This is a genomic window from Muricaecibacterium torontonense (assembly GCF_004793925.1).
GTDB classification, from domain to species: Bacteria; Actinomycetota; Coriobacteriia; order Coriobacteriales; family Atopobiaceae; genus Leptogranulimonas; species Leptogranulimonas caecicola.
In genome coordinates, this window is the sequence record NZ_SRYE01000005.1 from 21578 (window position 1) to 42526 (window position 20949).

17 protein-coding genes are annotated in these 20949 nt (G+C 61.4%); 13 read left to right on the forward strand and 4 right to left on the reverse strand.

The window, feature by feature from the left end:
• Positions 1 to 151: 151 nt before the first annotated feature.
• A complete protein-coding gene (locus E5334_RS07660; protein WP_167604351.1) occupies positions 152 to 910 on the reverse strand; it encodes an IclR family transcriptional regulator in 759 nt (252 codons plus the stop codon).
• 222 nt (positions 911 to 1132) lie between these two features.
• On the opposite strand from E5334_RS07660, the gene E5334_RS07665 reads away from it, so the two are divergent.
• The 9 genes from E5334_RS07665 (at position 1133) to E5334_RS07705 (ending at position 8939) form a co-directional block, all read left to right on the forward strand.
• Entirely contained in the window at positions 1133 to 1438 is a 306-nt protein-coding gene (locus E5334_RS07665) for a UxaA family hydrolase (protein ID WP_136013010.1), read from the forward strand.
• The gene (locus E5334_RS07670; protein WP_136013011.1) at positions 1431 to 2600 is read left to right on the forward strand and encodes a UxaA family hydrolase; all 1170 of its coding nucleotides are present in this window, start codon (positions 1431 to 1433) and stop codon (positions 2598 to 2600) included. The genes E5334_RS07665 and E5334_RS07670 overlap by 8 nt, the downstream gene beginning before the upstream one ends.
• 93 nt (positions 2601 to 2693) lie before the next feature.
• Positions 2694 to 3485 carry an SDR family oxidoreductase gene (locus E5334_RS07675; RefSeq protein WP_136013012.1) on the forward strand — a complete coding sequence of 264 codons (792 nt, stop codon included), beginning with the start codon at positions 2694 to 2696 and terminating at the stop codon, positions 3483 to 3485.
• 18 nt (positions 3486 to 3503) lie between these two features.
• A complete protein-coding gene (locus tag E5334_RS07680) occupies positions 3504 to 4784 on the forward strand; it encodes an MFS transporter (RefSeq protein WP_136013013.1) in 1281 nt (426 codons plus the stop codon).
• 2 nt (positions 4785 to 4786) lie between these two features.
• Complete coding sequence (locus E5334_RS07685; RefSeq protein ID WP_136013014.1) at positions 4787 to 5587, forward strand: amidohydrolase family protein; 801 nt, start codon at positions 4787 to 4789, stop codon at positions 5585 to 5587.
• A gap of 23 nt (positions 5588 to 5610) precedes the next feature.
• Positions 5611 to 6066, forward strand: coding sequence for an RbsD/FucU family protein (locus E5334_RS07690; protein ID WP_136013015.1), 456 nt, complete (start codon positions 5611 to 5613; stop codon positions 6064 to 6066).
• 79 nt (positions 6067 to 6145) lie between these two features.
• Complete coding sequence (locus tag E5334_RS07695) at positions 6146 to 7030, forward strand: dihydrodipicolinate synthase family protein (protein WP_136013016.1); 885 nt, start codon at positions 6146 to 6148, stop codon at positions 7028 to 7030.
• A 72-nt stretch (positions 7031 to 7102) separates the two neighbouring features.
• Positions 7103 to 8263 carry a lactaldehyde reductase gene (fucO, locus tag E5334_RS07700; RefSeq protein WP_136013017.1) on the forward strand — a complete coding sequence of 387 codons (1161 nt, stop codon included), beginning with the start codon at positions 7103 to 7105 and terminating at the stop codon, positions 8261 to 8263.
• Positions 8264 to 8477: 214 nt separating this feature from the next.
• Complete coding sequence (locus E5334_RS07705) at positions 8478 to 8939, forward strand: zinc ribbon domain-containing protein (RefSeq protein ID WP_136013018.1); 462 nt, start codon at positions 8478 to 8480, stop codon at positions 8937 to 8939.
• 616 nt (positions 8940 to 9555) lie between these two features.
• Here the strand turns inward: E5334_RS07705 and E5334_RS07710 are convergent.
• The gene (locus E5334_RS07710; protein WP_275438991.1) at positions 9556 to 11625 is read right to left on the reverse strand and encodes a class I tRNA ligase family protein; all 2070 of its coding nucleotides are present in this window, start codon (positions 11623 to 11625) and stop codon (positions 9556 to 9558) included.
• Positions 11626 to 11921: 296 nt separating this feature from the next.
• Between E5334_RS07710 and E5334_RS07715 the strand changes: the two genes are divergently transcribed.
• Together E5334_RS07715 and E5334_RS07720 are read left to right on the forward strand one after the other, a co-directional pair.
• Positions 11922 to 12539: a DUF3267 domain-containing protein gene (locus E5334_RS07715; protein ID WP_136013020.1), complete on the forward strand. Its 618-nt coding sequence runs from the start codon at positions 11922 to 11924 to the stop codon at positions 12537 to 12539.
• Positions 12536 to 13237: an epoxyqueuosine reductase QueH gene (locus E5334_RS07720; RefSeq protein ID WP_338041727.1), complete on the forward strand. Its 702-nt coding sequence runs from the start codon at positions 12536 to 12538 to the stop codon at positions 13235 to 13237. Before E5334_RS07715 ends, E5334_RS07720 begins: the two co-directional genes overlap by 4 nt.
• A 50-nt stretch (positions 13238 to 13287) precedes the next feature.
• Here E5334_RS07720 and queA read toward each other — a convergent pair whose 3' ends face one another.
• Together queA and E5334_RS07730 are read right to left on the reverse strand one after the other, a co-directional pair.
• The gene (gene queA / locus E5334_RS07725; protein ID WP_136013021.1) at positions 13288 to 14448 is read right to left on the reverse strand and encodes a tRNA preQ1(34) S-adenosylmethionine ribosyltransferase-isomerase QueA; all 1161 of its coding nucleotides are present in this window, start codon (positions 14446 to 14448) and stop codon (positions 13288 to 13290) included.
• Positions 14449 to 14581: 133 nt separating this feature from the next.
• Complete coding sequence (locus tag E5334_RS07730; RefSeq protein WP_136013022.1) at positions 14582 to 16069, reverse strand: coiled-coil domain-containing protein; 1488 nt, start codon at positions 16067 to 16069, stop codon at positions 14582 to 14584.
• Between the two features lie 103 nt (positions 16070 to 16172).
• On the opposite strand from E5334_RS07730, the gene tgt reads away from it, so the two are divergent.
• Positions 16173 to 17312, forward strand: a complete 1140-nt coding sequence (gene tgt, locus E5334_RS07735; RefSeq protein WP_136013023.1) for a tRNA guanosine(34) transglycosylase Tgt — start codon at positions 16173 to 16175, stop codon at positions 17310 to 17312.
• Between the two features lie 192 nt (positions 17313 to 17504).
• Positions 17505 to 20834 (forward strand): single-stranded-DNA-specific exonuclease RecJ, encoded by a 3330-nt coding sequence (gene recJ, locus E5334_RS07740; RefSeq protein ID WP_136013024.1) that lies wholly within the window; start codon positions 17505 to 17507, stop codon positions 20832 to 20834.
• The last annotated feature ends 115 nt before the right edge of the window (positions 20835 to 20949 follow it).

Sequence of the window (20949 nt, forward strand, 5' to 3'; positions counted from 1 at the left end):
CATAGCTATGGAAGCAACTTGAAAGCATCGAGTTCCATGGGTGCCTTGAAGCGAGCAGAAGGTCTTTGGCTGCCGAGAAAAACGACCCTACCAAGAAGGGGGGGGCTTCTCGGCAGGGTCGTCTGAGAACAGTGCTTTGAGGCAAGGGCCTTTAGGCCAGCAGCGACTCCAGCGTGGCGCGGGAGGCGGCGAGCACCTCTTTGATGAGGGCTTCCTTGTGCTGATCCAACCTAAAGGCCGGGGTAGTCACGCCAATGCCCCAGGGGATCTGGTCGCCTTTGTGCACAGGCAGCGCGATGCAGGTGACGCCTTCGGAAGTCTCGCCGCGGTCATAGGCGAAGTCGCCGGCACGCACTTGGTCGAGCTCCAGGTGGAGCAGCTCCGGCGTGGCCAAGGTGTGGGAGGTGAGGCGCTCCCAAGGGATCTTTACCAGCTGATCCACCTCCTGGTTAGGGAGGGCGGAGAGAAGGGCTTTGCCAATGGCGGTGGTGTGCAAGGGGAGGGTGACACCCGGGACGCTGGCGAGCCTTACGGGCTGGGGAGAGTCCACGCGCAGCAGATAACGTACGTAGGAGCCATCGCGAAAACCCACTTGACAGGTCTCTCCGCAGGCATCCACCACCTGGCGGGCACACTCGTTTAACAACTTGAAGGTGCCATCGTTTTGCTCGAAGGCTCGGCCGCAAAGGGCGGTCATGGCACCCATATGATAGCGGCCGCTTGTGGGATCCTGGGAAAGGAACCGCTGGTCAGACATGGTTTTTAGGATGGGGTAGAGACTGCCTTTGGGGGCATCCATGGCACGGCAGAGATCGGTCAAGGAAAGGCCGTCTTTCTCGGCAGCTATCAAGGTGAGGATTTCGAGGATGCGTTGGGTGGTCCTGTGGGCAGGAGCGTGGGATGGTGCCATGTTACCTCGCTTACTATGAGCATTCAAATAGTTTTCAGATTGAGTGGTTAAGCCCCTAAAATAACCGTTCGCGGTCGAAAAGCATCCGTTCATGGTGTGCCTGGGGAGTCGACGCGCCCATTTGAAAACTTGCACCCTAGTATAGCAATCGTAATAACTAACTAAGTTCGTATATACGAACTTGCACAGAGCGACTAAACAGTTGCCTGCGAGGAGGTCTCCATGCGCAATGCGGTGCTTATCGATGACGCCGACAACGTAGTGGTTGCCATCGAACCCATTTCCGCAGGTTCTCCTGTGGCCTACGTCAACCGTAAAGGCGAGTCCTTCGAGCTTGTGGCTGCAGATGACGTTCCCCTGTACCACAAGGTGGCCCGTCGCCCCATCGCCAAGGGCGAAGCCGTGGTGAAGTACGGCGAGTACATCGGCCTGACCACCCAAGACATCGTCTCAGGCGCACATGTCCATACCCATAACTGCATGTCCACTGACGGCCTGCGCGCCGCTGAGGAGGTCGACCATGACTAAGACGTTCAACGGCTATCGCCGCGCCGACGGCCGAGTGGGCATCCGCAACCATGTATTGGTGCTGCCCACCAGCATCTGCGCATCCGACACCACCGAGCGCATCGCCAATGCCGTGGAGGGCTGCGTGTCCTTCCACAACCAGAATGGCTGCTCCCAGGTGCCGGCCGACCAGCAGATGACCATGGACGCCATGGCCGGCTTCGCAGCCAACCCAAACATCGCCTCGGTGCTAGCGGTGTCTTTGGGCTGCGAGGGCTGTCAGAACGACCTGGTGGTGGATGCCATCCGCCAGCGCACTGACAAGCCCGTTGAGACCCTGGTGATCCAGCAGGTAGGCGGCTCTATCAACGCCGTGGACGAAGGCATCCGCATCGCCCGCCGCCTGGCTGAGACCGCCGCTGCAGAGCAGCGCGTGCCCTGCGACATCTCCGAGCTTATCCTGGGCACCAACTGCGGCGGTTCCGACACCACCAGCGGCCTGGGCTCAAACCCCCTCATCGGCGAGGTGTCCGACTGGCTCGTTGCCCAAGGGGGCACCTCGGTGCTCTGCGAGACCTCCGAGTTCTTTGGTGCCGAGCAGATCTTGGCCAGGCGTGCCGCCACCCCTGAGGTGGGCCAGGAGATCCTGCGTATTGTGAAGGACTACGAGGATTACGTGCACCTTTTTGGCGCCGAGATGCGCCAGGGAAACCCCAGCCCAGGAAATATCGCTGGCGGCCTTACCACCTTGGAGGAGAAGTCTTTGGGCTGCATCCACAAGGGCGGTCACAGCCCCATCAATGCGGTGTATCCCTATGCCGGCCAGCTCAAGGCTCACGAAGGCCTCGTCATCATGGACACTCCCGGCAACGACCCCACCTCGGTATCTGGTCTTGTGGCTGGCGGCTGCCAGCTGGTGGTCTTCTCCACCGGCCAGGGCACGCCCACAGGCAACGCCATGGCTCCGGTCTATCGCCTTACGGCCAACCGCGTGACAGCCCGCACTATGGCCGACAACATCGACTTTGATGCAAGTGCCACCATCTATGGCCCCCAAACCATGGTTGAGCTGCGCGATGCCATGATCGACGAGCTCATCGAGGTATGCAACGGTCGTCTCACCTGTGCCGAGGCCATCGGCTACACCGAGACGGCGCTACCTCACCTCTGCAACTACATGTAGGCGTTTCCTGGGCGCCTGCCCAGTATCAAGTGTCATTCCAAATCGACCCTTGTGGCAAGAGCGGCCACAAGGGTAAGAAAGAAGGGAATCACCATGGATCTCCACCTCGAAGGCAAAGTCGTTTTTGTTACCGGCGGGTTCAAGGGCATTGGCAAGGGCATCGTGTTCGAGCTCGCCCGCGAAGGCGCCATCCCCGTGATCCTCAACCGCCAGGACGGCGCTGAGGACGAGTTTCGCAAGGAGCTCGAGGAGGTCACCTCTACCTACGAGATCTTCTTCATCGACCTCAACAACACTGACGAGATCAAGCCCATCGTCGATGAGGTCTACGCCAAGTACGGCCACATCGACGGCGTGGTGAACAACGCCGGCAAGAACGACAACAAGGATGTGGAGACCACCTCTTGGCGCGAGTTCGAGGAGTCCATCCACGGCAACCTCACCCATTACTACGAGCTGGTACACGAGACCTGCCCCTACCTCAAGGCGTCCAAGGGCTCCATCGTGAACATCTCCTCCAAGACCGCCCTCACCGGCCAGGGCAAGACCAGCGCCTATGCTGCCGCTAAGGGCGCCATCCTGGGACTCACTCGCGAATGGGCCGCCGCCTTTGCCGCAGACGACGTGCGCGTCAACGCCATTGTGGTAGCCGAGGCCTGGACTCCGCTCTACGCCAACTGGATCAAGACCTTTGGCGACGAGGCGGCACAGGAGGCTCGTCTCAAGGTGATCACCGACAAGATCCCCCTGGAGCACCGTATGACCTCCACCGAGGAGATCGCCGACGCCTGCGCCTTCCTGCTCTCCGACCGCTCCTCTCACACCACCGGCCAGTGGGTCTTCGTGGACGGTGGCTATGTGCATCTCGATCGTGCCCTGAGCTAATCCGGAGGTATCCCTATCATGACCTCATCTGCGGGCAAAGCTCAAACCAAGGGCGCCAAGGCTACCATCGCCATCGCTCTGGTGACCTCCCTGTTCTTCATTTGGGGCCTGGCTATGAACTTGGTCAACGGCCTCAACAGCCCCATGGAAAACTACCTGGAGCTCTCGGCTACCGAGGCCTCTCTGCTTCAAGTGGCTTACTATGGCGCCTACTTCGTCATGGCGATCCCTGCCACCATGGTGGCCAAGCGCTTTGGCTACAAAGGCGGCGTGATCTTGGGCATCGCCCTCTTTGCCATTGGCTCCTTCATCACGGTGCCTGCCACCAGCACTGCCAGCTACGCTATCTTTTTGGTCTCCATGTTTGTGATCGCCGCTGGCGCCTCCAGCCTCGAGGCCAACTGCAATCCCTACATCACTAAGCTGGGCGATGAGCGCCACGAGGCCATGCGCCTCAATCTGGCCCAGGGCTTCAACGGCGTGGGCACTATGGTGGGCCCCCTCATCCTGGCTCAAATCCTGGGCGCCACCGTCTCGGCGGGCCAGCCTGGCTTCGATGCGGCCAAGATGGAGTTCTTGACCTCCATGCGCACGGTCTACATCGTCATCGGCGTCGTGCTTTTGGCGCTTCTGGCCATCTTCATCCTGGTGAAGCTCCCCACTCCTCCCGGCGACGTGGCCGGTATGGAGTCTGGCGACGAGCTTCATGAAAAGGACGTCTCTTTGAGCGCCATCCTCAAGCGTCCTCACGTGGCGCTGGGCGTTGTCGCCGAGTTTCTCTACGTGGGCATCCAGACTATTGGTATGTCGCTCTTCTCGGGCGTAGCCCTCTCCCAGTGGGCCGGCCTTGAGGCAGGCGCTGCAGCCGCCATGCTCTCCATCCTCTCGCTGCTGTTCACTCTGGGCCGCTTTGCCTCGGTGCCCCTTTTGGCCAAGTTCGATGCTGGCAAGATGCTGGGCATCTACATGGGTGCCGCTGCCATCCTATTCTTCGTCACCTTCCTGGGACTTGGTCCTGTCTCGGTGATCGCGCTCATCTTGGCGTTCCTGTTCATGTCCATCGGCTATCCCACCGTCTTCTCGCTCACTCTGTCCGGTCTGCACGGCGCTGCTACCAAGACTGCGTCCTCCCTGCTCATCATGTCCATCGTGGGCGGCGCGCTCATTCCGCCTCTGGCGGGCGTGCTCATCGACGCCACCGGCAGCACCTGCTTCGCCATGATCGTCGCCGTGCCCTCCTTGGCCTATGTGGCCTGGTACGGCCTTAAGGGCTCGAAGCTTGGTTTGGAGGCAAAGTAACCATGGCTCTTCAACTCATTGACGCGCACTTTCACGTATGGGATCTCGACGCCCAGGAGCTTCCCTGGCTTGAAGGAACCGACGGCTCCATCACCCACACCTACACCCTTGAGGAACTCGAGGTGGCCTATGCCGCTATTGGCGGGGTAGATTTTCTCGGCGGCGTCTATGTGGAGGTCGACGGTGTAGATCCTTTGCTGGAGGATCGTCTTACCTGGGAGCGCATGAGTCAGGATCCCAAGATCCTGGCCACCATGATGCGCGCTCGCGTGGAGCCCTGGATGCGGCTGCCGGTCTTTGCCACCGGTGTTCGCGAACCGCTGCATATCGGCTCTCAGCCCAAAGATCGTGCCCTGGACCCCAACTTCATCGCCGGCCTTCGTGTGCTGGCCGGCGCAGGCAAGCCCTTCGAGTCCTGCAACCGGGTGGAGGACCTGCCCATCGCGCTTGAGGCATTCTCCCAAGTCCCTGAAGCCACCGTGGTCTTGAACCACCTGGGCAACGTGACTCCTGAGAGCTTCACCGAGGACTACCGCGCGACCATGGCCTCTCTGGCTCAGCTGCCCAACCTCTATCTCAAGGTATCTGGTTTCCCCACTGCCGATAAGGACTTTGCCACCTCGGTCCTCACCTTTGTGAAGGAGACCTTCGATCCTGCTCGTCTGCTCTATGCCTCCAACTGGCCTGTGGTTGGCATGTATTCCAGCCTGGCCGAGCACTTGGCAAGCGTCCGCGAAGTCTTTGGCGACGACGAGCGCCTCTTCTGCGAGAATGCCTGCGACTGTTACGGCATTCAGCTCTAGCGCATCTTTGGAAAGGAACCGTTGTGCTCAAAGGCATTTCACCTCTCATTCCTCCCAAGCTTCTCTGCGCCATGGACGAGATGGGCCACGGCGACACCCTGGTCATCGCCGACGCTAACTTCCCCGCGGAGTCCGTGGGCAAGAACTCCCTGGTCATCCGTTGTGACGGCCATGGCGGAGCCGAGCTGCTCCGTGCAATCCTCGCGCTCATGCCGCTGGACCAGTACGTGGACAACCCTGTCACCCTCATGGCTAAGGTTCCCGGCGACACCGTAGAGAGCCCCATCTGGGATACCTACGCCCAGCTGGTGGCCCGGGTGGATGACCGCGGGGCCGCAACCATCGGCATGGTGGACCGCTTCCCCTTCTACGAGAAGGCCTCCAAGGCCTACGTGGTGGTTGCCACCGGCGAGCGAGCGCAGTATGCCAATGTCATCCTGCAAAAAGGCGTGGTTTATGAAGGGGAAGCCCTGGCCTAACGCCTCACTCTAGCAATCAGAAAGTGTCAGGTGGCTCAAAGGGGCTGCCTGGCATTCTCGCGAATCGAAAGGACCGTCCATGTTTGACGGCGTGTTCTGTCCATCAATTACTATCACCAATGACGAGGGTGAGCTCGATCTCGAGCTTTGGGGCCGTCACCTGGACCACCTGGCCGAGGCAGGCATCACCGGCGTGCTGCTCTTTGGCTCCATTGGCGAGTTTTACTCGGTGTCCTTAGAAGACAAGAAGCGTGCTATCGACTTTGCCGTCAAGCACGTGGGCGGCCGCATGAAGGTCTTCGCGGGTATCGGCGACACCACCTATGCCAACGTGCTCGAACTGGCTCAATACTCTGAGAAGGCTGGCGTCGACGCGGTGCTCGCCGTCTCTCCCTACTACTTTGGCCCCAGCCCCGACTGTGCCCAAAACTACTTTGGCGGCATCGCCCAGGCCGTAGATGTCCCTGTGATCCTCTATAACTTCCCGGCCCGCACCGGCACCGACCTCGCCCCCGAGCTGGTTGCCACCCTGGCTGCGCGCTACCCCAACATCCTGGGCATCAAGGACACCGTGGACACCATCTCCCACACTCGCCAGATGATCAACGCCGTGCGCGCCGTGAACCCCCAGTTCTCCGTGCTCTCCGGCTTTGACGAGTACTACATCCCCAATCGCATCGCGGGCGGCAACGGTGTGCTTTGCGGCCTCACCAACGTGGTGCCCGAGATCTTTGGCACTATGGATCGTGCCTACAAGGTCCATGACCTGGATACCGCGTTCGCTTGTGCCGAGAAGATCTCCCGTCTCATGAGCGTCTACGACTGCGCAGACCTCTTCGTCTCGGCCATCAAGGGCGCGGTGAAGGCGCAGGGGCTTCCCATCTCCACCAAGATCTTTGACCCCGCAGTTCAACTTTCGGACCAGCAGCTCGCCAAGGTTAAAGCCCTTCTAGACGAGAATTAAGCTTGTCTTCATCCATACTGCAATAGAGCTGAAGGCCGTCAGAGGGGCGGCCTTTTTGAGAAAGGATTTGTCATGGCCAATCGAATCGTCTTGAACACGATTTCCTATCATGGCACTGGCGCCATCGCCGAGATTCCCGGCGAGCTTAGCCGCCGCGGCTTTGAGAAGGTTTTTGTGTGCACCGATCCCGATCTGGTGAAGTTTGGTGTGGTCACCAAGGTCACCGACTTGCTGGATGAGGCCGGTATTCCCTACGTGGTCTACTCCGATATCAAGCCCAATCCCACCATCAAGAACGTGCAAGACGGCGTGGAGGCGTTTAAGGCTTCCGGCGCCGACGCTATCGTGGCGGTGGGCGGCGGCTCTGCCATGGACACCGCTAAGGCCATCGGCGTCATCATCACCAATCCCGAGTTCGCCGACGTTCGCTCGCTCGAAGGGGTCGCTCCCACCAAGAATCATGCTGTCTTCACCATTGCTGTGCCCACCACCGCCGGCACCGCAGCCGAGGTGACAATCAATTATGTGATTACCGACCCCGAGAAGATGCGCAAGTTCGTGTGCGTCGACACCAACGACGCCCCTGAGGTCGCCGTGGTGGATCCTGAGATGATGGCCACTATGCCTGCCGGTCTCACCGCCGCCACGGGCATGGACGCTCTCACCCACGCCATCGAGGGCTATACCACCAAGGGCGCCTGGGAGATGTCCGACATGTTCCATCTCAAGGCCATCGAGCTCATTGCCAAGCACCTTCGTGACGCCGTAGCCGAGGCCAAGAGCGGCAAGCCCGGTTCTGGCCGCGAGGGGATGGCGCTTGCCCAGTACATCGCCGGCATGGGCTTCTCCAATGTGGGACTGGGCGTCGACCACTCCATGGCCCATACCCTTTCTGCCCATTACGACACGCCTCACGGCGTAGCCTGCGCCATGCTGCTTCCCATCGCCATGGAGTTCAACAAGCCTGCGGTGACCGATCGCCTCGCCGACGTCGCGGTTGCCATGGGCGTTGACACTACCGGCATGACCGCTGACGAGGCGGCCGACGCCGCCATCGCCGCAGTCAAGCAGCTTTCCGTGGATGTGGACATCCCCATCGTCTGCGATGCCATCGTAGATGACGAGCTCGATACGCTTGTAAACGATGCTATGGCCGATGCTTGTTTCCCCGGCAATCCTCGTGACGCTTCCTACGATGACGTGATGGGCATGTTCCGTCAGATCATGGCCTAGCCTATTGCACCGCTCGTGCATAGCTGTGCCTCTCTTTGACCGAAGGTCTATACAAAGACGCGCTGGCATCCAATCCAGCGCGTCTTTTTTGCGCACGGCCAGCTATGCCGTCATTAGGCAGGGGGTGGCCCATGTTGCAACGGTCTGTTTCTTGTCAGCCTGACGGGTGGCCCCTCATGATGGTGATAACGCTCATCTGTCCCAGGAGGAACCCATGGCCATGAAAGACGTCATCGTCTCTATTCGCAAGGGAGCCGGCATCACCCAAGAGGAGATGGCTCGGCAGCTCTATGTGACCCGCCAAGCGGTGTCAAGGTGGGAGACGGGCGAGACGGCTCCCGGCATCGATATGGTCAAGCTCATTTGCACGGTGTTCTCGGTGCCGCTGGAGCGCTTCTTCGAGATGCCCAAGGAATACTACTGCCAGTGCTGCTCTATGCCTATTCCCGATCCGGCGATCCACGGCACCGAGGCCGACGGAAGCCTCAATGACCACTATTGCAAGTACTGCTACTCAGACGGCGAGTTCACTTCTGGCGACGTGACCATGGACGAATTCATCGAGAGCACTGCCGATCTTGAGGCTCAGGCATTGGACATCTCCCGCGAGGAGGCGGTGTCGCTCATGGCCACGCTGCTGCCGCATCTGGATCGCTGGAAGGATTCGTGCAAGTGAGTAGGAAGGTTGCTTATCTAAATCATGGAAGTGGCGAGGGGCTTGGCACCACTTAGCGGCAGGCATGACGCCGCCTTTGGCACGAAACGCCATTAGGCGATGGCATGCATGACCGTGTCAGGACAAGCTAGTTGTTCTACCTGGGGTTTTGAAATCAAACTTTGGAAATCTATCGTCTAGAGGCGCTTTATGGCAGTTTTTCTATCGCCTAACCGCCTTTCGTGCCAATTGGAACCGCCACATCTGATAGATTAAAAAAGTATTGTATAAAACCCTACAGTGATCTGGATAAATGCAACGATCGTTGCATAGGCATCGCAAACCCATGCCAATCCAAGCCACTCCACCCTCGCTTATTGCTCAATGCATCAGCTGCTTGGCTGCCGGTCCACAAGAAAGCGCCGCCTACCTCGTGCAATACGGGGTAGGCGGCGCTGGCCATGGATGCAGATGCGGCGGCGCTGGCCGAAAGTGGAAAGAGAGCCGTTGCGACCCACCAGCCGAGAAACCCGCACCTCAAGGGTTGCAACTCCGGGGGCTCTGGCGCCCTTCGCGCAAGGCTGCGACCCTAGGGGTTTCCCGAGGCTTTTGGCGCAGGGGGCGCAAAGCGAGTGCCCTACTTCTTCTTGAACTGACTCTCGTGCTTGGAGAAGAAGTCGGTGCGAGGGGGCAGTTCCACCAGCTGGTGGCTGGCAGGGTCAATGCCGGCCGCCTCCAGCAGCTGCTCAATGCTTTCGAAGGCATGGTCCCAGCTAAAGAAGAGGGTCGGGTCCACCGCCAGGTGCTCGCAGATCATCTGGCAGCCAGTCGGGGCTGCGGGGTGCATGAGCAGGGTGAGGGTGCGAAGGGCGCAGAAAGCGTCGGCCAAGGCTTGCTCGTAGGCGACCTCGTTGTCCTTGGCGGCTTTGGAGGCTGCATCCCACAGCTTGTTGGCCTCGCGGCCAAAGTCCTCGGCGACGGCCATGGCGCGAGGGAAGTCCAGCTCATACATGGCCAGCTCGAAGGCCAGAGTGGCCTCATCTGAGGCAGAGACGGCGGCTGGGGTGGCCGAGCTTCTCGGCAATTTGCCGTCCAAGTGCTTTTGGGCGCCGTAGAAGCAGGAGCGGGCGAGGCGGTTAAAGATATTGGTGAGGAAGGCGCTCTCTTTAAGGGCGGGGTCCACTACGCGGGGATCGTCTTTTACCAGCACTTCCTCGCCGGTTTTCTTGTCTTTGTGCGAGACCGAGGTGTCGTAGGGCTTAGGCGCGAAAGAGACGGCCTTGGCGCCCAGGCCCAGCGAGAGCCAGTGGCAGCGCAGCTGCTCGGGGGTGTAGTGGGAGAGCAGGTCGGAAGCCATAGGCGGCTTGATGGTGCCCGAGCTGGAGGCCTTCTTGTTCATGAACAGAATGTGGTAGTTGGCCACCGGGGTGTCCTGGAAGAGATCCCAATCCAGCGCCTCCCAGATGGCGGGTTGGGCCACGCAGTAAAAGTAGATGTTGTCCTGGCCAATGAACTGGAAGACCTGGGCGTCTTTGCCCTCGCACCACCAGTCGTGCCAATCGCAGGAGCTGTAGGCGGCAGGCAGCACGGAAGGGTCGCAGGCGTTGGCCGCCGCGGTGACGGGGTCTTCTTGCAGCAGCGTCTGGGTGAACGAGATGGGCGCCCAGAGCGACTCCGGCCAGCACCATACGGTGAGGTCGGGCGTGTTGTCCAAATCCGGCGCCGGCACGCCCCAATCTATGTTGCCGGTGATGCGGAAGGGCAGCAGGCACTTGCCGGCCCTGAAGCGGATGGAGTGTGAATCCAGAGCCCCCCGGGCCTCATCGCGGGCATCCCAAGACTCAAAGGCTACCGAGAAGGACGCGGCATTGCCCTTTGGCTCGTGTACGGTGTGGGGCGGCAACTGCTGCGCGATGGCGTCGAATTGCGGCCGCAGCTCGTTTTTGATGTAAATGGCAGGGGGCACCAAGAACTCGCGCACGGTAGTGATCACCACGTCGCGCACCTGGGGATCGTGGGCCCATTCCTCATCGAGCTTTTTGAGGTCCTCCTCGAAGGCCGGCAGGTCAAAGTACCAGTTGGCCACGGGGCGAAGCTCGGGCACAGTGCCGGTGACCTGACTTATGGGGCTGATAAGGTCCTCGGGCTCGAACTGATGGCCCAGGTCGCACTCGTCTGCGTAGGCCTTCTCAGACTTGCAGCCGGGCACCGGGCAACGTCCCTGCACCTGGCGGCCATTCAAGAACTGATGGGCCTCGGTGTCGTAGAACTGCAGCGTCTCGCGCTTGGTAAGATAGCCGCGCTCATAGAGCCGCGTGATAAGGGCGTCTGTCATGGCCGCATGGACGGGCTTTGCCGGATCCAGTCCCGATCCGCCATAAAAGTTGAGCGATACCTCATAGGCAGCCAGCGCGTCCTTTTGGGCCTGATGGTTGGAGCTCACATAGTCTGTGATGGTGCCCTCATAGCCCTGAGCGGCCAATTTGCGGTAGCCCTCCATGATAGGGGAGCCATAGCAGTCGGTGCCGCTCACAAAGACCACGTTTTGAGGGCCAATGCGATCGCGCAGGAAGCGGGCATAGAAATCCGCCGGCACAAACACGCCGCCGATATGGCCAAAGTGCAGCCCTTTGTTGCCATAAGGCATGCCAGCGGTGACCACGGCGCGGCGAGGAAAATGCGGCCGCGAAGCAAATGAAGCTGTCATAGAGCACCTTTCGCACATCCCTTGCGCGAAGGCGCAAGAGGGGAGTGACTGCTTTCTCTAACTGCACCATTCTACTTGTTAGCGGGGGCTGCGAAACCCTCAAAGGCGCGCCTGGACCGCCTTGGGTCCTTAAGCCCTCTAGAGATGCTATAAGCTCCCAAAGGAATGCTTGAGACGGGCTAGAATGAGAGCCGCAGGAATGTGCTGCAACTGGCCAGCTGCAGTTATCTGGCCGCAACTGCCCAACTGCAGGATCGCCTGCGAGGACACAGCCCCCGACCTCAGGAAGGAGCCCTATGAAAGATGAATCAATGATCACTCTGGACTCCTTTCGAATGGTAGACGACACCGCAACCCTTGAGGCCATGGTCGCCCATTCCGGCTTCATCCTCGCCGCCGGGCTCGCCCTCACCATTCTCTGGCTCGCCCATGGATGGCCTCATGCTCCGTTTTCCTGGACTTGGGCAATCGTCGCCGTTGCCATCGGCCTCATCAGCCTCGCGGTGCTCCCTGCCCACGAACTCTTCCACGGGCTGGCCTTCAAGCTGTTGGGTGCAGGCGACGCCACCTTGCACTTTGGCTATCTCTCTTTGGGCATGCTCTATACCTCCTGTGAGGGGGCGGTCTTTTCTCGGCAGCGCTATATTGCGATCCTTCTGATGCCTGCGGTGTGCGTCACTGCGATTCTTATGACGGCAGGCATGTGGCTGGGCTATCCGCTGGCTGCCTTTATCTGCGCCTATCTTCACCTTGCAGGCTGCACGGGCGATTTCGCCATGGCACGCTACCTGCTCAAGACGCCTGTGCCTTACGTGCGCGACACTGCCTATGGCATCGATCTTGTGGAGCCGGCCTCCGAGCCTGCCACATCCAGGCCCACTTTGCCTACCATCTCCGGAGCCGATGCCCTGTGACCTCGTCTTTTGCCCTCTCATCCGTCGATGTCGCACAGCCGCAGGCTCCCAGTCTTGCTGCCGAGAAACCCACGCCCTCAGAAGCCGGGGGCTTTGGGCGCGATGGCAGCAATGGCCAGGTGACGCCCATTGCGGTGCATGTGTGCTGCGGACCCTGTGCGCTGGAGCCTGTGGCTCAGCTCAAAAGCGAGGGATTCTCCCCCACGCTCTTTTGGGCCAATCCCAATATCCAGCCGGTGGCCGAGCACGATCACAGGCTTCAAGTGCTTAAGGGGTGGGCAGCCCAAGAGGGCATAGACGTGGTGGAATGCGAGCAGGATCGCGCCGCTTGGGAGCGTGCGGTGGCGCCCAAGGGGTTCGAGCGGGAGGCGCGTTGCAGGGCATGTTATAGCCTTCGGCTGGCAGAGACGTGCAAGGCGGCTAAGGCAGCCGGCTTTGCCCATGTCACCACCACCTTGGCGGTGTCGCCCCATCAGCTTCATGAAGTGTGTGACGAGGCGCTGGTGGCAGTGGCCCATGCCCACGGATTGGAGCCGGTGGTTCGAGACTTTAGGCCTCGGTTTCAGCGGGCACAGGAGCGCGCGCAGGAGCTGGGCCTTTATCGGCAGAATTACTGCGGCTGCCGCTTCTCCAAGGTGGAGGCCACGCTGGAGCGCCTGGCAGCCCGGGCAAAAAAGCAACCGCCCCCAAAAAAGTAACCGCCCGCCTCGACAGCGGCGAGGCGGGCGGCGTGCAGTGGACCAGGCGGCTATTGGATGAGCATGGCGTCGCCAAAGGAGAGCATGCGGTAGCCCAGGTCGATGGCTTGATGATAGGCGCCCATGATCTGGTCGCGGCTGGCAAAGGCGCTCACCAGCATCATGAGGGTGGAGCGGGGCACGTGGAAGTTGGTGATCATGGCATCCACCACATGGAAGGTGGAGCCGGGCATGAGATAGAGGTTGGTGGTGGCGTTCTCTTTGGCCACCAGGTCGCCTGAGCGGGTGACGGCGGCGGAGTCAGGAGCCTCCTCAAAGTAGCGGGCCACCATGGGCGGGTCGCTTACCGGGGCCTCGGGATCGAAGGCGCTCTCCAGCGAGCGCACCGAGGTGGTGCCCACGGCAATGACGCGATGGCCGGAGGCTTTGGTGGCATGGATCAGGTCCACCACTTCCTGGGGGACATGGTAGCGCTCGGTGTGCATCACGTGCTGGGTGGGATCGTCTTCCTCCACCAGGCGGAAGGTGTCGATGCCCACTTCCAGCTCCACAAAGGCCATGGCCACGCCCATGGAGGCCAGACGGCCGATAAGGGCGGGCGTGAAGTGCAAGCCAGCAGTGGGGGCTGCGGCGCTGTGCTCCTCGTGCATGGCATAGACGGTCTGGTATTTCTCGGGGTCGCCCTGGTAATCGGTGATGTAGGGAGGCAGGGGCACATGGCCTGCCTCGTGCATGGCGCCATCCAGGGTACGGCCGCCCAAAGGCTCGAAGCGCACCAAGCGGCCGCCCTTGGAATCATCCACAAAACTCTCGACGGTGCCGCGCAAAATCACGGGAGCGTCTGTGGGGGCGTGGAGGCCGCCGGCGCGGTACTCGATGGTGGCGCCGGGCTTCAGGCGCCGGCCGGGATTCACCAGGCACTCCCACACATGGCCCAGAGGATCGATGTCTTCGCGGCGGGTGAGCAGCAACGTCTCGCAGACCGCGCCCGTGGGCTTGCGGCCCACCAGGCGCGCAGGCAGCACACGGGTTTTGTTGGCCACCAGAAGATCGCCGGGCTCCAGATAGTCGCAGATGTCGGTGAAGATGCGATGGGTCACCTCGCCTGTGGCGCGATCCAGCACCAAAAGCCTGCAGGAGTCGCGGGGCTCGGCGGGAGACTGGGCGATGAGGGTATCGGGAAGGTCGTAATCAAAATCGTCGGTTTTCACAGCAGGCCAATCAATTATAGGAGTGACAATCCAAAGAAATGAAGCGCCTGGTCACAGGGAGGCGTCGCCAGGCCGCAGGTAGAAGGTCATGCGACCCGGCGCTTCGAGGCGCCTTGGGCATCGCAGCGGCTCGTTAAGCTCCTTTGCCGCCAAAGAACACCAGGAAGAGCACCAAAAGCACGATAATGGCGGCAGCCACTACCAGGATGAAGGCGATGCGGCTGGTGCGGGTGCGCTGACGAAGCTCGTGCTCGTCGGCTGCCAGCGAGTCTACCTGGGCTTGCTGGAGCACGGCGGCCGCATTGTCGTCTGCCAGCTGCTCGAGGAGCTCTTGGGTCTTCTCGGGCGTATGGTGGATGTCGTTGGCCTCTGCGATGGCTTGCTCGGCCTCCTCTTTGGTCTTGGCGGTCTGGGCCAACCGGGCTTTGAGCGTCTTGAGATGCTTTTGCACCTCGATGACCTCGTCTTCTGCCGCCTGCTCGGCCGACTTTGCCGCATCTTCCATGCCTTCGAGGGTGTGGGCTTGCTTTTTAGCTTCGCGCTTGGCCGAGTCAGCCGCCTCCTGAGCGCCCTCCAGCCTGCGCTGGGCCTCATCTACTTGACGCTCCGCGGCGCTGATGGAGGCGCTGCTTTCATTGGGGGCCACCTGAGCGTCTTCCTGCGCTTTGGAGAGCCTGGCCATCTCTGCGGTGATCTCTGCCCTGAGATCGGCCAGCTGCTGCGGCGTGGCCTCGTCGTCGTGCTGAAGGTCGCTCAGATCCCCCTGCAGGCGGTTGAGGCGCTGGCGGGAGTTGTCCACCGCTTTGTGTGCCGCGCTCACGCGGCTATCGCGCCTGCCGATAAGATCGCGCAACGAGTTCTGGGCAGCCTTGAGGTCGCGTTTGGCGCCGGAGAGGGCCCGGGCCGCATCCTCAGAAGAGGCCTTGGCATTCCGCGCCAGCTTTTCATAGGGGCGCAGGTCCTTGGCGTTTTTTGCCTTGAGCTTATCGAGGGCCTCTTGCAGCTGGGCTTCTTGCTCTTGGGCTGCTTCCTGCTCCTCTTCCAGCGAGGCGATGGAGGCCAGCGACTCCTCGATGACCTCGCTGTTCTCATTGATTATCTGGTCGTAGCGAGCCTCCACATCTTGGCGATGCTCCACTTCCTGGGTGCGCGACTCGATAGAGCTCTTTAGCTCCTCCAGGCGCCCCCTCGCTTGCGCATGGGCGCGTTTGGCCTGGTTGACAGCCTTAAAGGCCGAAAGCCCGCTGGCCGTCTCTTGCCCCAGGGCGCCGGCTGCCTTGCGCGCGCCGTCCACCGCCGAGCCCGCCACCGCCTTGAGCTTCGAGGCTGCGCTGGACTCCTCGTCCTCCTCTGGGCCCCCGACCTCATCTGCTGCCGAGAAACCCTCCTCGCCGGGTTGAGACTCTAGGTGGGAAGGCTCGCCCTTCTCGGCAGGGGAGCTAAGGTCTGCCTGGGAGTCAGAGGCGGGTTGGGCGCCGATAGACTCCTCTGCAGTATCTTGTGAAGATGGCGCATCTGGGGCCGTCGCGTCGCCAGATTTGGCACCATGGGATGTCGAGGTGTCAAAAGGTGCGTGGCCGTCGCGAGGGTCGAGCGCGTTATCGTCGTTGGGTGTGGGCATGATACCTCCCAAGAGTGTGCGGGTCTCTTTTATGGTACCCGCCCAGCGGTCTGAGTGAGCCCTTCTGGGCCAGGCTGCGTTCAACCATCATGGAGGCAGGCAGATGAGCGAGCTGTTTTCTTTTGATATCGAGGCGGAGGACCCTCAAACCGGGGCCCGTGCGGGCGTGTTTCATGCTGCCCATGGCGACATTCCCACCCCCATCTTCATGCCAGTGGGCACCAAGGCTACGGTAAAGGGCATCCTGCCAGACACGCTCAGAGAGATCGGCGCCAAGGTCATCCTGGCCAACACCTATCACTTGAGCCAGCGGCCTGGCCCAGAGCTTATCGACGGGATGGGCGGCCTTCATGTCTGGGAGCGCTGGGACCGGCCCATCTTGACCGATTCCGGTGGGTTCCAGGTCTTCTCCCACAACGAGCACGTGAAGCTCTCCGACGACGGCGTCACCTTTAGGGTGGTGGACTACGACGGCTCCTACGTCACCTGGACTCCCGAGGAAAACATGCGCATCGCCCAGCTTCTGGGCTCAGACATCTGCATGCAGCTGGATGTGTGCCCGCCCTATCCCTGCGACCGTGCCTACCTCGAGCGTGCGGTGGACCTCTCCAGCGCTTGGGCCGAGCGCTGCTTCGCGGCCCATACGCGTCCCGATCAAACGCTCTTTGGCATCGTGCAGGGCGGCATGGACCTGTCCCTTCGCCGGGAGAGCCTCCATCGCCTGGAGACCATCGGCGACTTTAAAGGCTATGGCATAGGCGGCTACTCGGTGGGCGAGAGCCACCAGACCATGTTCGAGAGCCTGGCGCCCCTCTGCATGGAGTACATGCCTCGAACCAAGCCCCGCTACCTTATGGGAGTGGGCAACCCTCGCACGCTGGTGGAAGGTGTGGGCATTGGCGTCGATATGTTCGACTGCGTGCTGCCCACTCGCACCGCTCGCCTGGGCACCGCCTTCAGCGACGAGGGCCGCATGAACCTCAAGAACGCCCGTTTTGCCAAAGACGACCGCCCCATTGGCACAGATTGCGGGTGCCCCGCCTGCACCCAGGGCTTCTCCCGCAGCTATTTACATCATCTTATCAAGCAAAAAGAGATGCTGGGCGGCATCTTGCTGTCCATTCACAACCTCTGGTACCTGCTGGATCTCATGCGCCGAGCCCGGTGTGCCATCATCGACCACTCTTACAAGGCGTTTCAGGAAGCCTACCTAGACCGACTGGGCGATGCCCGAGACTTTTAGGTTTCGCAAAGGCGCCGGCACCCTCGGCGGGTGCGCCGGAGTGCCATACTAACAAGAGCACGGCAGCCAAAGGGTTGCTGGATCGGGGGCCACGGGTTTCTCGGCAGCGCGGCATGAGCTGTCTCACCGCACGCCGAGAAGGTCGCAGCCCCGGTGGCTGCCAGAGGTGTCTTGCAAGAAGAGGGGAGGGCTATGCCCGGTTTATACGCCAGTGATCGCTGGAAGGTGCGCGCACAAAACCCGGAGGCTGCCCGCTTCCTCAAGGACGCCTATGGGCTCGAGGGCTTGGTGGCTCGGGTGCTGGCGGCCAGAGGCATCACTGATCCTGAGCAAGTGGAGACCTATCTCTCGCCCTCTCTTGCCAGAGACTGGCATGATCCGTCAGAGATCCCCGGGCTCGAAGCGGTGGCCCAGCGGGTGGAGCAGGCCATAGTCGCTGGCGAGTCCATCGCAGTCTTTGGCGACTTCGATGTGGACGGCATGAGCTCGGCTTCGCTTCTGTGTTTGGCGCTGCGCGAGTTTGGGGCCAGGGTGCATGCCTTCATCCCCCACAGATTTGGGGAAGGCTACGGTCTTTCTGAGCAGGGCATGGCCCGGGTGATCCAGCAGTGCGACCCCTCGTTGGTGGTCACCGTAGACAACGGCATCTCCTCTGCGACAGAGGTGGACTATGTGCGCTCGCTGGGTATCGACGTGGCGGTCACAGACCACCATGAGCCTGGGGCTCAGGTGCCCCAGGGAGTGCCGGTGGCAGATCCCAAGCTAGATCCCCATAACTACTCTCGCGATCTGGCCGGCGTAGGCGTGGCGCTCAAGCTGGTGCAAGCCGTGGGCCGGCGTGTGGGCCAGCCCGAGCTCTGGCGCAATTACCTAGATTTGGCCAGTCTGGGCACAGTGAGCGATATGATGGAGCTCACTCGTGAAAACCGCGCGCTGGTGACCGAGGGCATCGCCCAGATGCGCCAAGGCCTGCGTCCGGGTTTGGTGGCCCTGGCCCGCACGGCACGCACGGATATCGCACGCATCAATGCAGATAACCTGCCTTTTTCCTTGGTGCCGCGCTTGAACGCCGCCGGCCGCATGGGCCAAGAGGACGTGGCCTTCAACCTGCTGCTCACCTCTGATCCTGTGGAGGCAGAGGCCCTCGCCTCCGAGCTGGAATCCATCAACGCCTCCCGCCGCTCCATCGAAAGCGAGATGGCTGCCGAGGCCTTCGCCCAGGCAGAGGAGGTATATGAGGAGGGGCCCTGTGTGGTGCTGGCCCACGAGGGGTGGCATGAAGGCGTCAAGGGTGTGGTCGCCAGTCGCGTGGCCAACCGCTACAAGGTGCCCACGCTGCTTTTCACCATCAAAGACGGCATTGCCTCTGGCTCTGGCCGCTCTGTGGGCCAAGTGGACCTGTTCCACGCTGTGGAGTCCTGCTCCGATCTGTTGCTGCGCTTTGGTGGTCATCCCAAGGCGGTGGGCGTCACTTTGGAGGCAGACAATCTTCCCCAGTTCAAAGAGCGCCTCACTGCGTGGCTCGATCAGGTGGACCCTGCGGAGTTCTTGCAGGTGGACGAGGTTGCCTGCACCGTGCGCTTAAGCGAGCTTAGCCTGGGTGCCGTGGCTTCACTGGATCTCTTGCGCCCCTTTGGCCAGGGCAACCGCGAGCCGCTTTTTGCTGCCTGTGGCCTTACTTTGCGAGGGGCAAGCCCCGTGGGTGCTCAGGGCGACCACGTGCACTTCTATGCCACCGACGGCATCACTTCTCTGCCCGCCATCATGTTCCGGGCCCCCAACGTGGCGCGGGTGCTTGCTTGGGAAGGCGTGGTGGACCTGGTCTTCGAGGCTACGGTGGAGCAGTGGCAAGGAAAATCAAAAGTCAAGCTTATGGTGCGGGACATCCTCTTCCGGGACGAGCAGCCCCAAGACCCCGGCGACCAGCAGCTCATAGAAGAGCTCTTTGCCTCTCCGGCTGCCCAAGACGCCGCTGCCGAGCAGACCGCAGTCTTCGCCGCCCGTCTGCCTGAGGCTGCTTTGGCCCTTTCGCCCGAGCCCTCGTTGGGCTCCCTTCCTCTGGAGGGGCTCACGGCTAAGCTCAAGGGTGCCTTCATTGGCGATCATGAGCTTTTGCCCTGCCAGGCCCAGGTGCTCGATGCCTTGGCCCAGGGCAAAAGCTGTCTGGCCATCATGGCCACCGGCCGCGGCAAGTCCCTTATCTTCCAGCTCCATGCCGCGCGCCTGGCCCTCAAGGAGCATAAGTCCAGCATCTTTGTCTATCCGCTGCGTGCCTTGGTAAATGACCAAGCCTTTCACCTAGAGGAGAGCTTTGGGGCCCTAGGCCTCAAGGTGCGCGTCCTCTGTGGCGAGACGCCTCAGGAGCAGCGCGACGAGATCTTTGGCCAATGGGCTGCAGGGCAGCTGGACACTCTGCTTACCACGCCGGAGTTTCTGGCGATCCACAGCGCTCAACTGGCCCAAGCGCCGGTGGGCTTCGTGGTCATCGACGAGGCCCATCACGCCGGCCAGTCCAAGGGCGGCAATCGCGAGGCTTATCAGGAGCTTCCCCGCGTCCTTCAGGAGCTGGGCGACCCTCAGGTGCTGGCCTGCACCGCTACGGCCACCAGCGCGGTGGCTCAGGAGATCTGCCGTCTGGCCTCCATTGATGCCGTCTTTACCGATCTGGCTTCCCGCGACAATCTCCATCTGGTAGATGAGCGCAATCCCGATGATGTGATAGCCTGCGCGGCCTCCCATCTTTCTGCCCAGCAGAAAGCCATCGCCTATACCAACACCCGCGACGCTGCCGTGCGGCTTGCCCGAGAGTTGCGTCGCCGGGTGCCCGAGTTGGGTCATCGCATCGCCTTCTACCATGGCGGCATGACCCGCACTCAGCGCCTGGAAGTAGAGCAGGCGTTCCGGGCTGGCAGGCTTTCCTGCATCGTGGCCACCTCGGCCTTTGGCGAGGGCGTCAACCTGCCCGATGTGCGCTCCGTCATGCTGTGCTCGTTGCCCTATGGGCGCGTGGAGTTCAACCAGATGAGCGGCCGTGCGGGCCGCGATGGCCAGCCCGCAGAGGTGTGCTTGCTTTATGGCTCTGCCGACATCGCTACCAACCAGGCAGTCCTTGGCGCTGCAGCCCCTTCGCGCCAGGTGCTGGTGGCCCTCTATCGCGCCTTGCGCACTTTAGAAGACCCCACAAGCCACAGGCTGGCCTTTGACGCTTCCCAGATACTGGGACTCGCGCGTTCCATCGACAGCTCTGCCACCTTGACGCCAGGGGCACTCGAGCAGGGAGTGGCTGTCTTTAGCGAGCTGGGGTTTTGCTCGGTAGATGGCTTTGGAGAAGATCGTGTGATCACCATGGTGGACAGCGCTGGCCGCATGGATCTGCTCTCCTCGGCACGCTATAGCGAAGGTGTGGCGGAGCAGCACGCGTTTGGCGAGTTCGCCTCTTGGGCTTTGGAAGCCACGGCTTCTGAGTTGGAATGCGCCGTCGACAGACCCATCGCGCCCGCAGAAGACGTGCCCCTTCCTTAGGGGAGTTTGAAAGCTTACGGTAACTAGCGATACTCTTAAGGACGTGAACGTTTCAGGCGTCGCATCACGGCGCCTTGCCTCTGCGGTCTCCTTTAAGGTGGCCCTTGAGGGAGAC

Bases quoted from the DNA above. Each gene is read 5' to 3' on its own strand.
- E5334_RS07715 (WP_136013020.1), top strand. From the start codon at position 11,922: ATGAAAGATGAATCAATGATCACTCTGGACTCCTTTCGAATGGTAGAC.
- E5334_RS07680 (WP_136013013.1), top strand. From the start codon at position 3,504: ATGACCTCATCTGCGGGCAAAGCTCAAACCAAGGGCGCCAAGGCTACC.
- fucO (WP_136013017.1), top strand. From the start codon at position 7,103: ATGGCCAATCGAATCGTCTTGAACACGATTTCCTATCATGGCACTGGC.
- E5334_RS07685 (WP_136013014.1), top strand. From the start codon at position 4,787: ATGGCTCTTCAACTCATTGACGCGCACTTTCACGTATGGGATCTCGAC.
- E5334_RS07665 (WP_136013010.1), top strand. From the start codon at position 1,133: ATGCGCAATGCGGTGCTTATCGATGACGCCGACAACGTAGTGGTTGCC.
- recJ (WP_136013024.1), top strand. From the start codon at position 17,505: ATGCCCGGTTTATACGCCAGTGATCGCTGGAAGGTGCGCGCACAAAAC.
- E5334_RS07710 (WP_275438991.1), bottom strand. From the start codon at position 11,625: ATGACAGCTTCATTTGCTTCGCGGCCGCATTTTCCTCGCCGCGCCGTG.
- E5334_RS07670 (WP_136013011.1), top strand. From the start codon at position 1,431: ATGACTAAGACGTTCAACGGCTATCGCCGCGCCGACGGCCGAGTGGGC.
- E5334_RS07695 (WP_136013016.1), top strand. From the start codon at position 6,146: ATGTTTGACGGCGTGTTCTGTCCATCAATTACTATCACCAATGACGAG.
- E5334_RS07675 (WP_136013012.1), top strand. From the start codon at position 2,694: ATGGATCTCCACCTCGAAGGCAAAGTCGTTTTTGTTACCGGCGGGTTC.
- E5334_RS07730 (WP_136013022.1), bottom strand. From the start codon at position 16,069: ATGCCCACACCCAACGACGATAACGCGCTCGACCCTCGCGACGGCCAC.
- E5334_RS07705 (WP_136013018.1), top strand. From the start codon at position 8,478: ATGGCCATGAAAGACGTCATCGTCTCTATTCGCAAGGGAGCCGGCATC.
- E5334_RS07660 (WP_167604351.1), bottom strand. From the start codon at position 910: ATGGCACCATCCCACGCTCCTGCCCACAGGACCACCCAACGCATCCTC.
- tgt (WP_136013023.1), top strand. From the start codon at position 16,173: ATGAGCGAGCTGTTTTCTTTTGATATCGAGGCGGAGGACCCTCAAACC.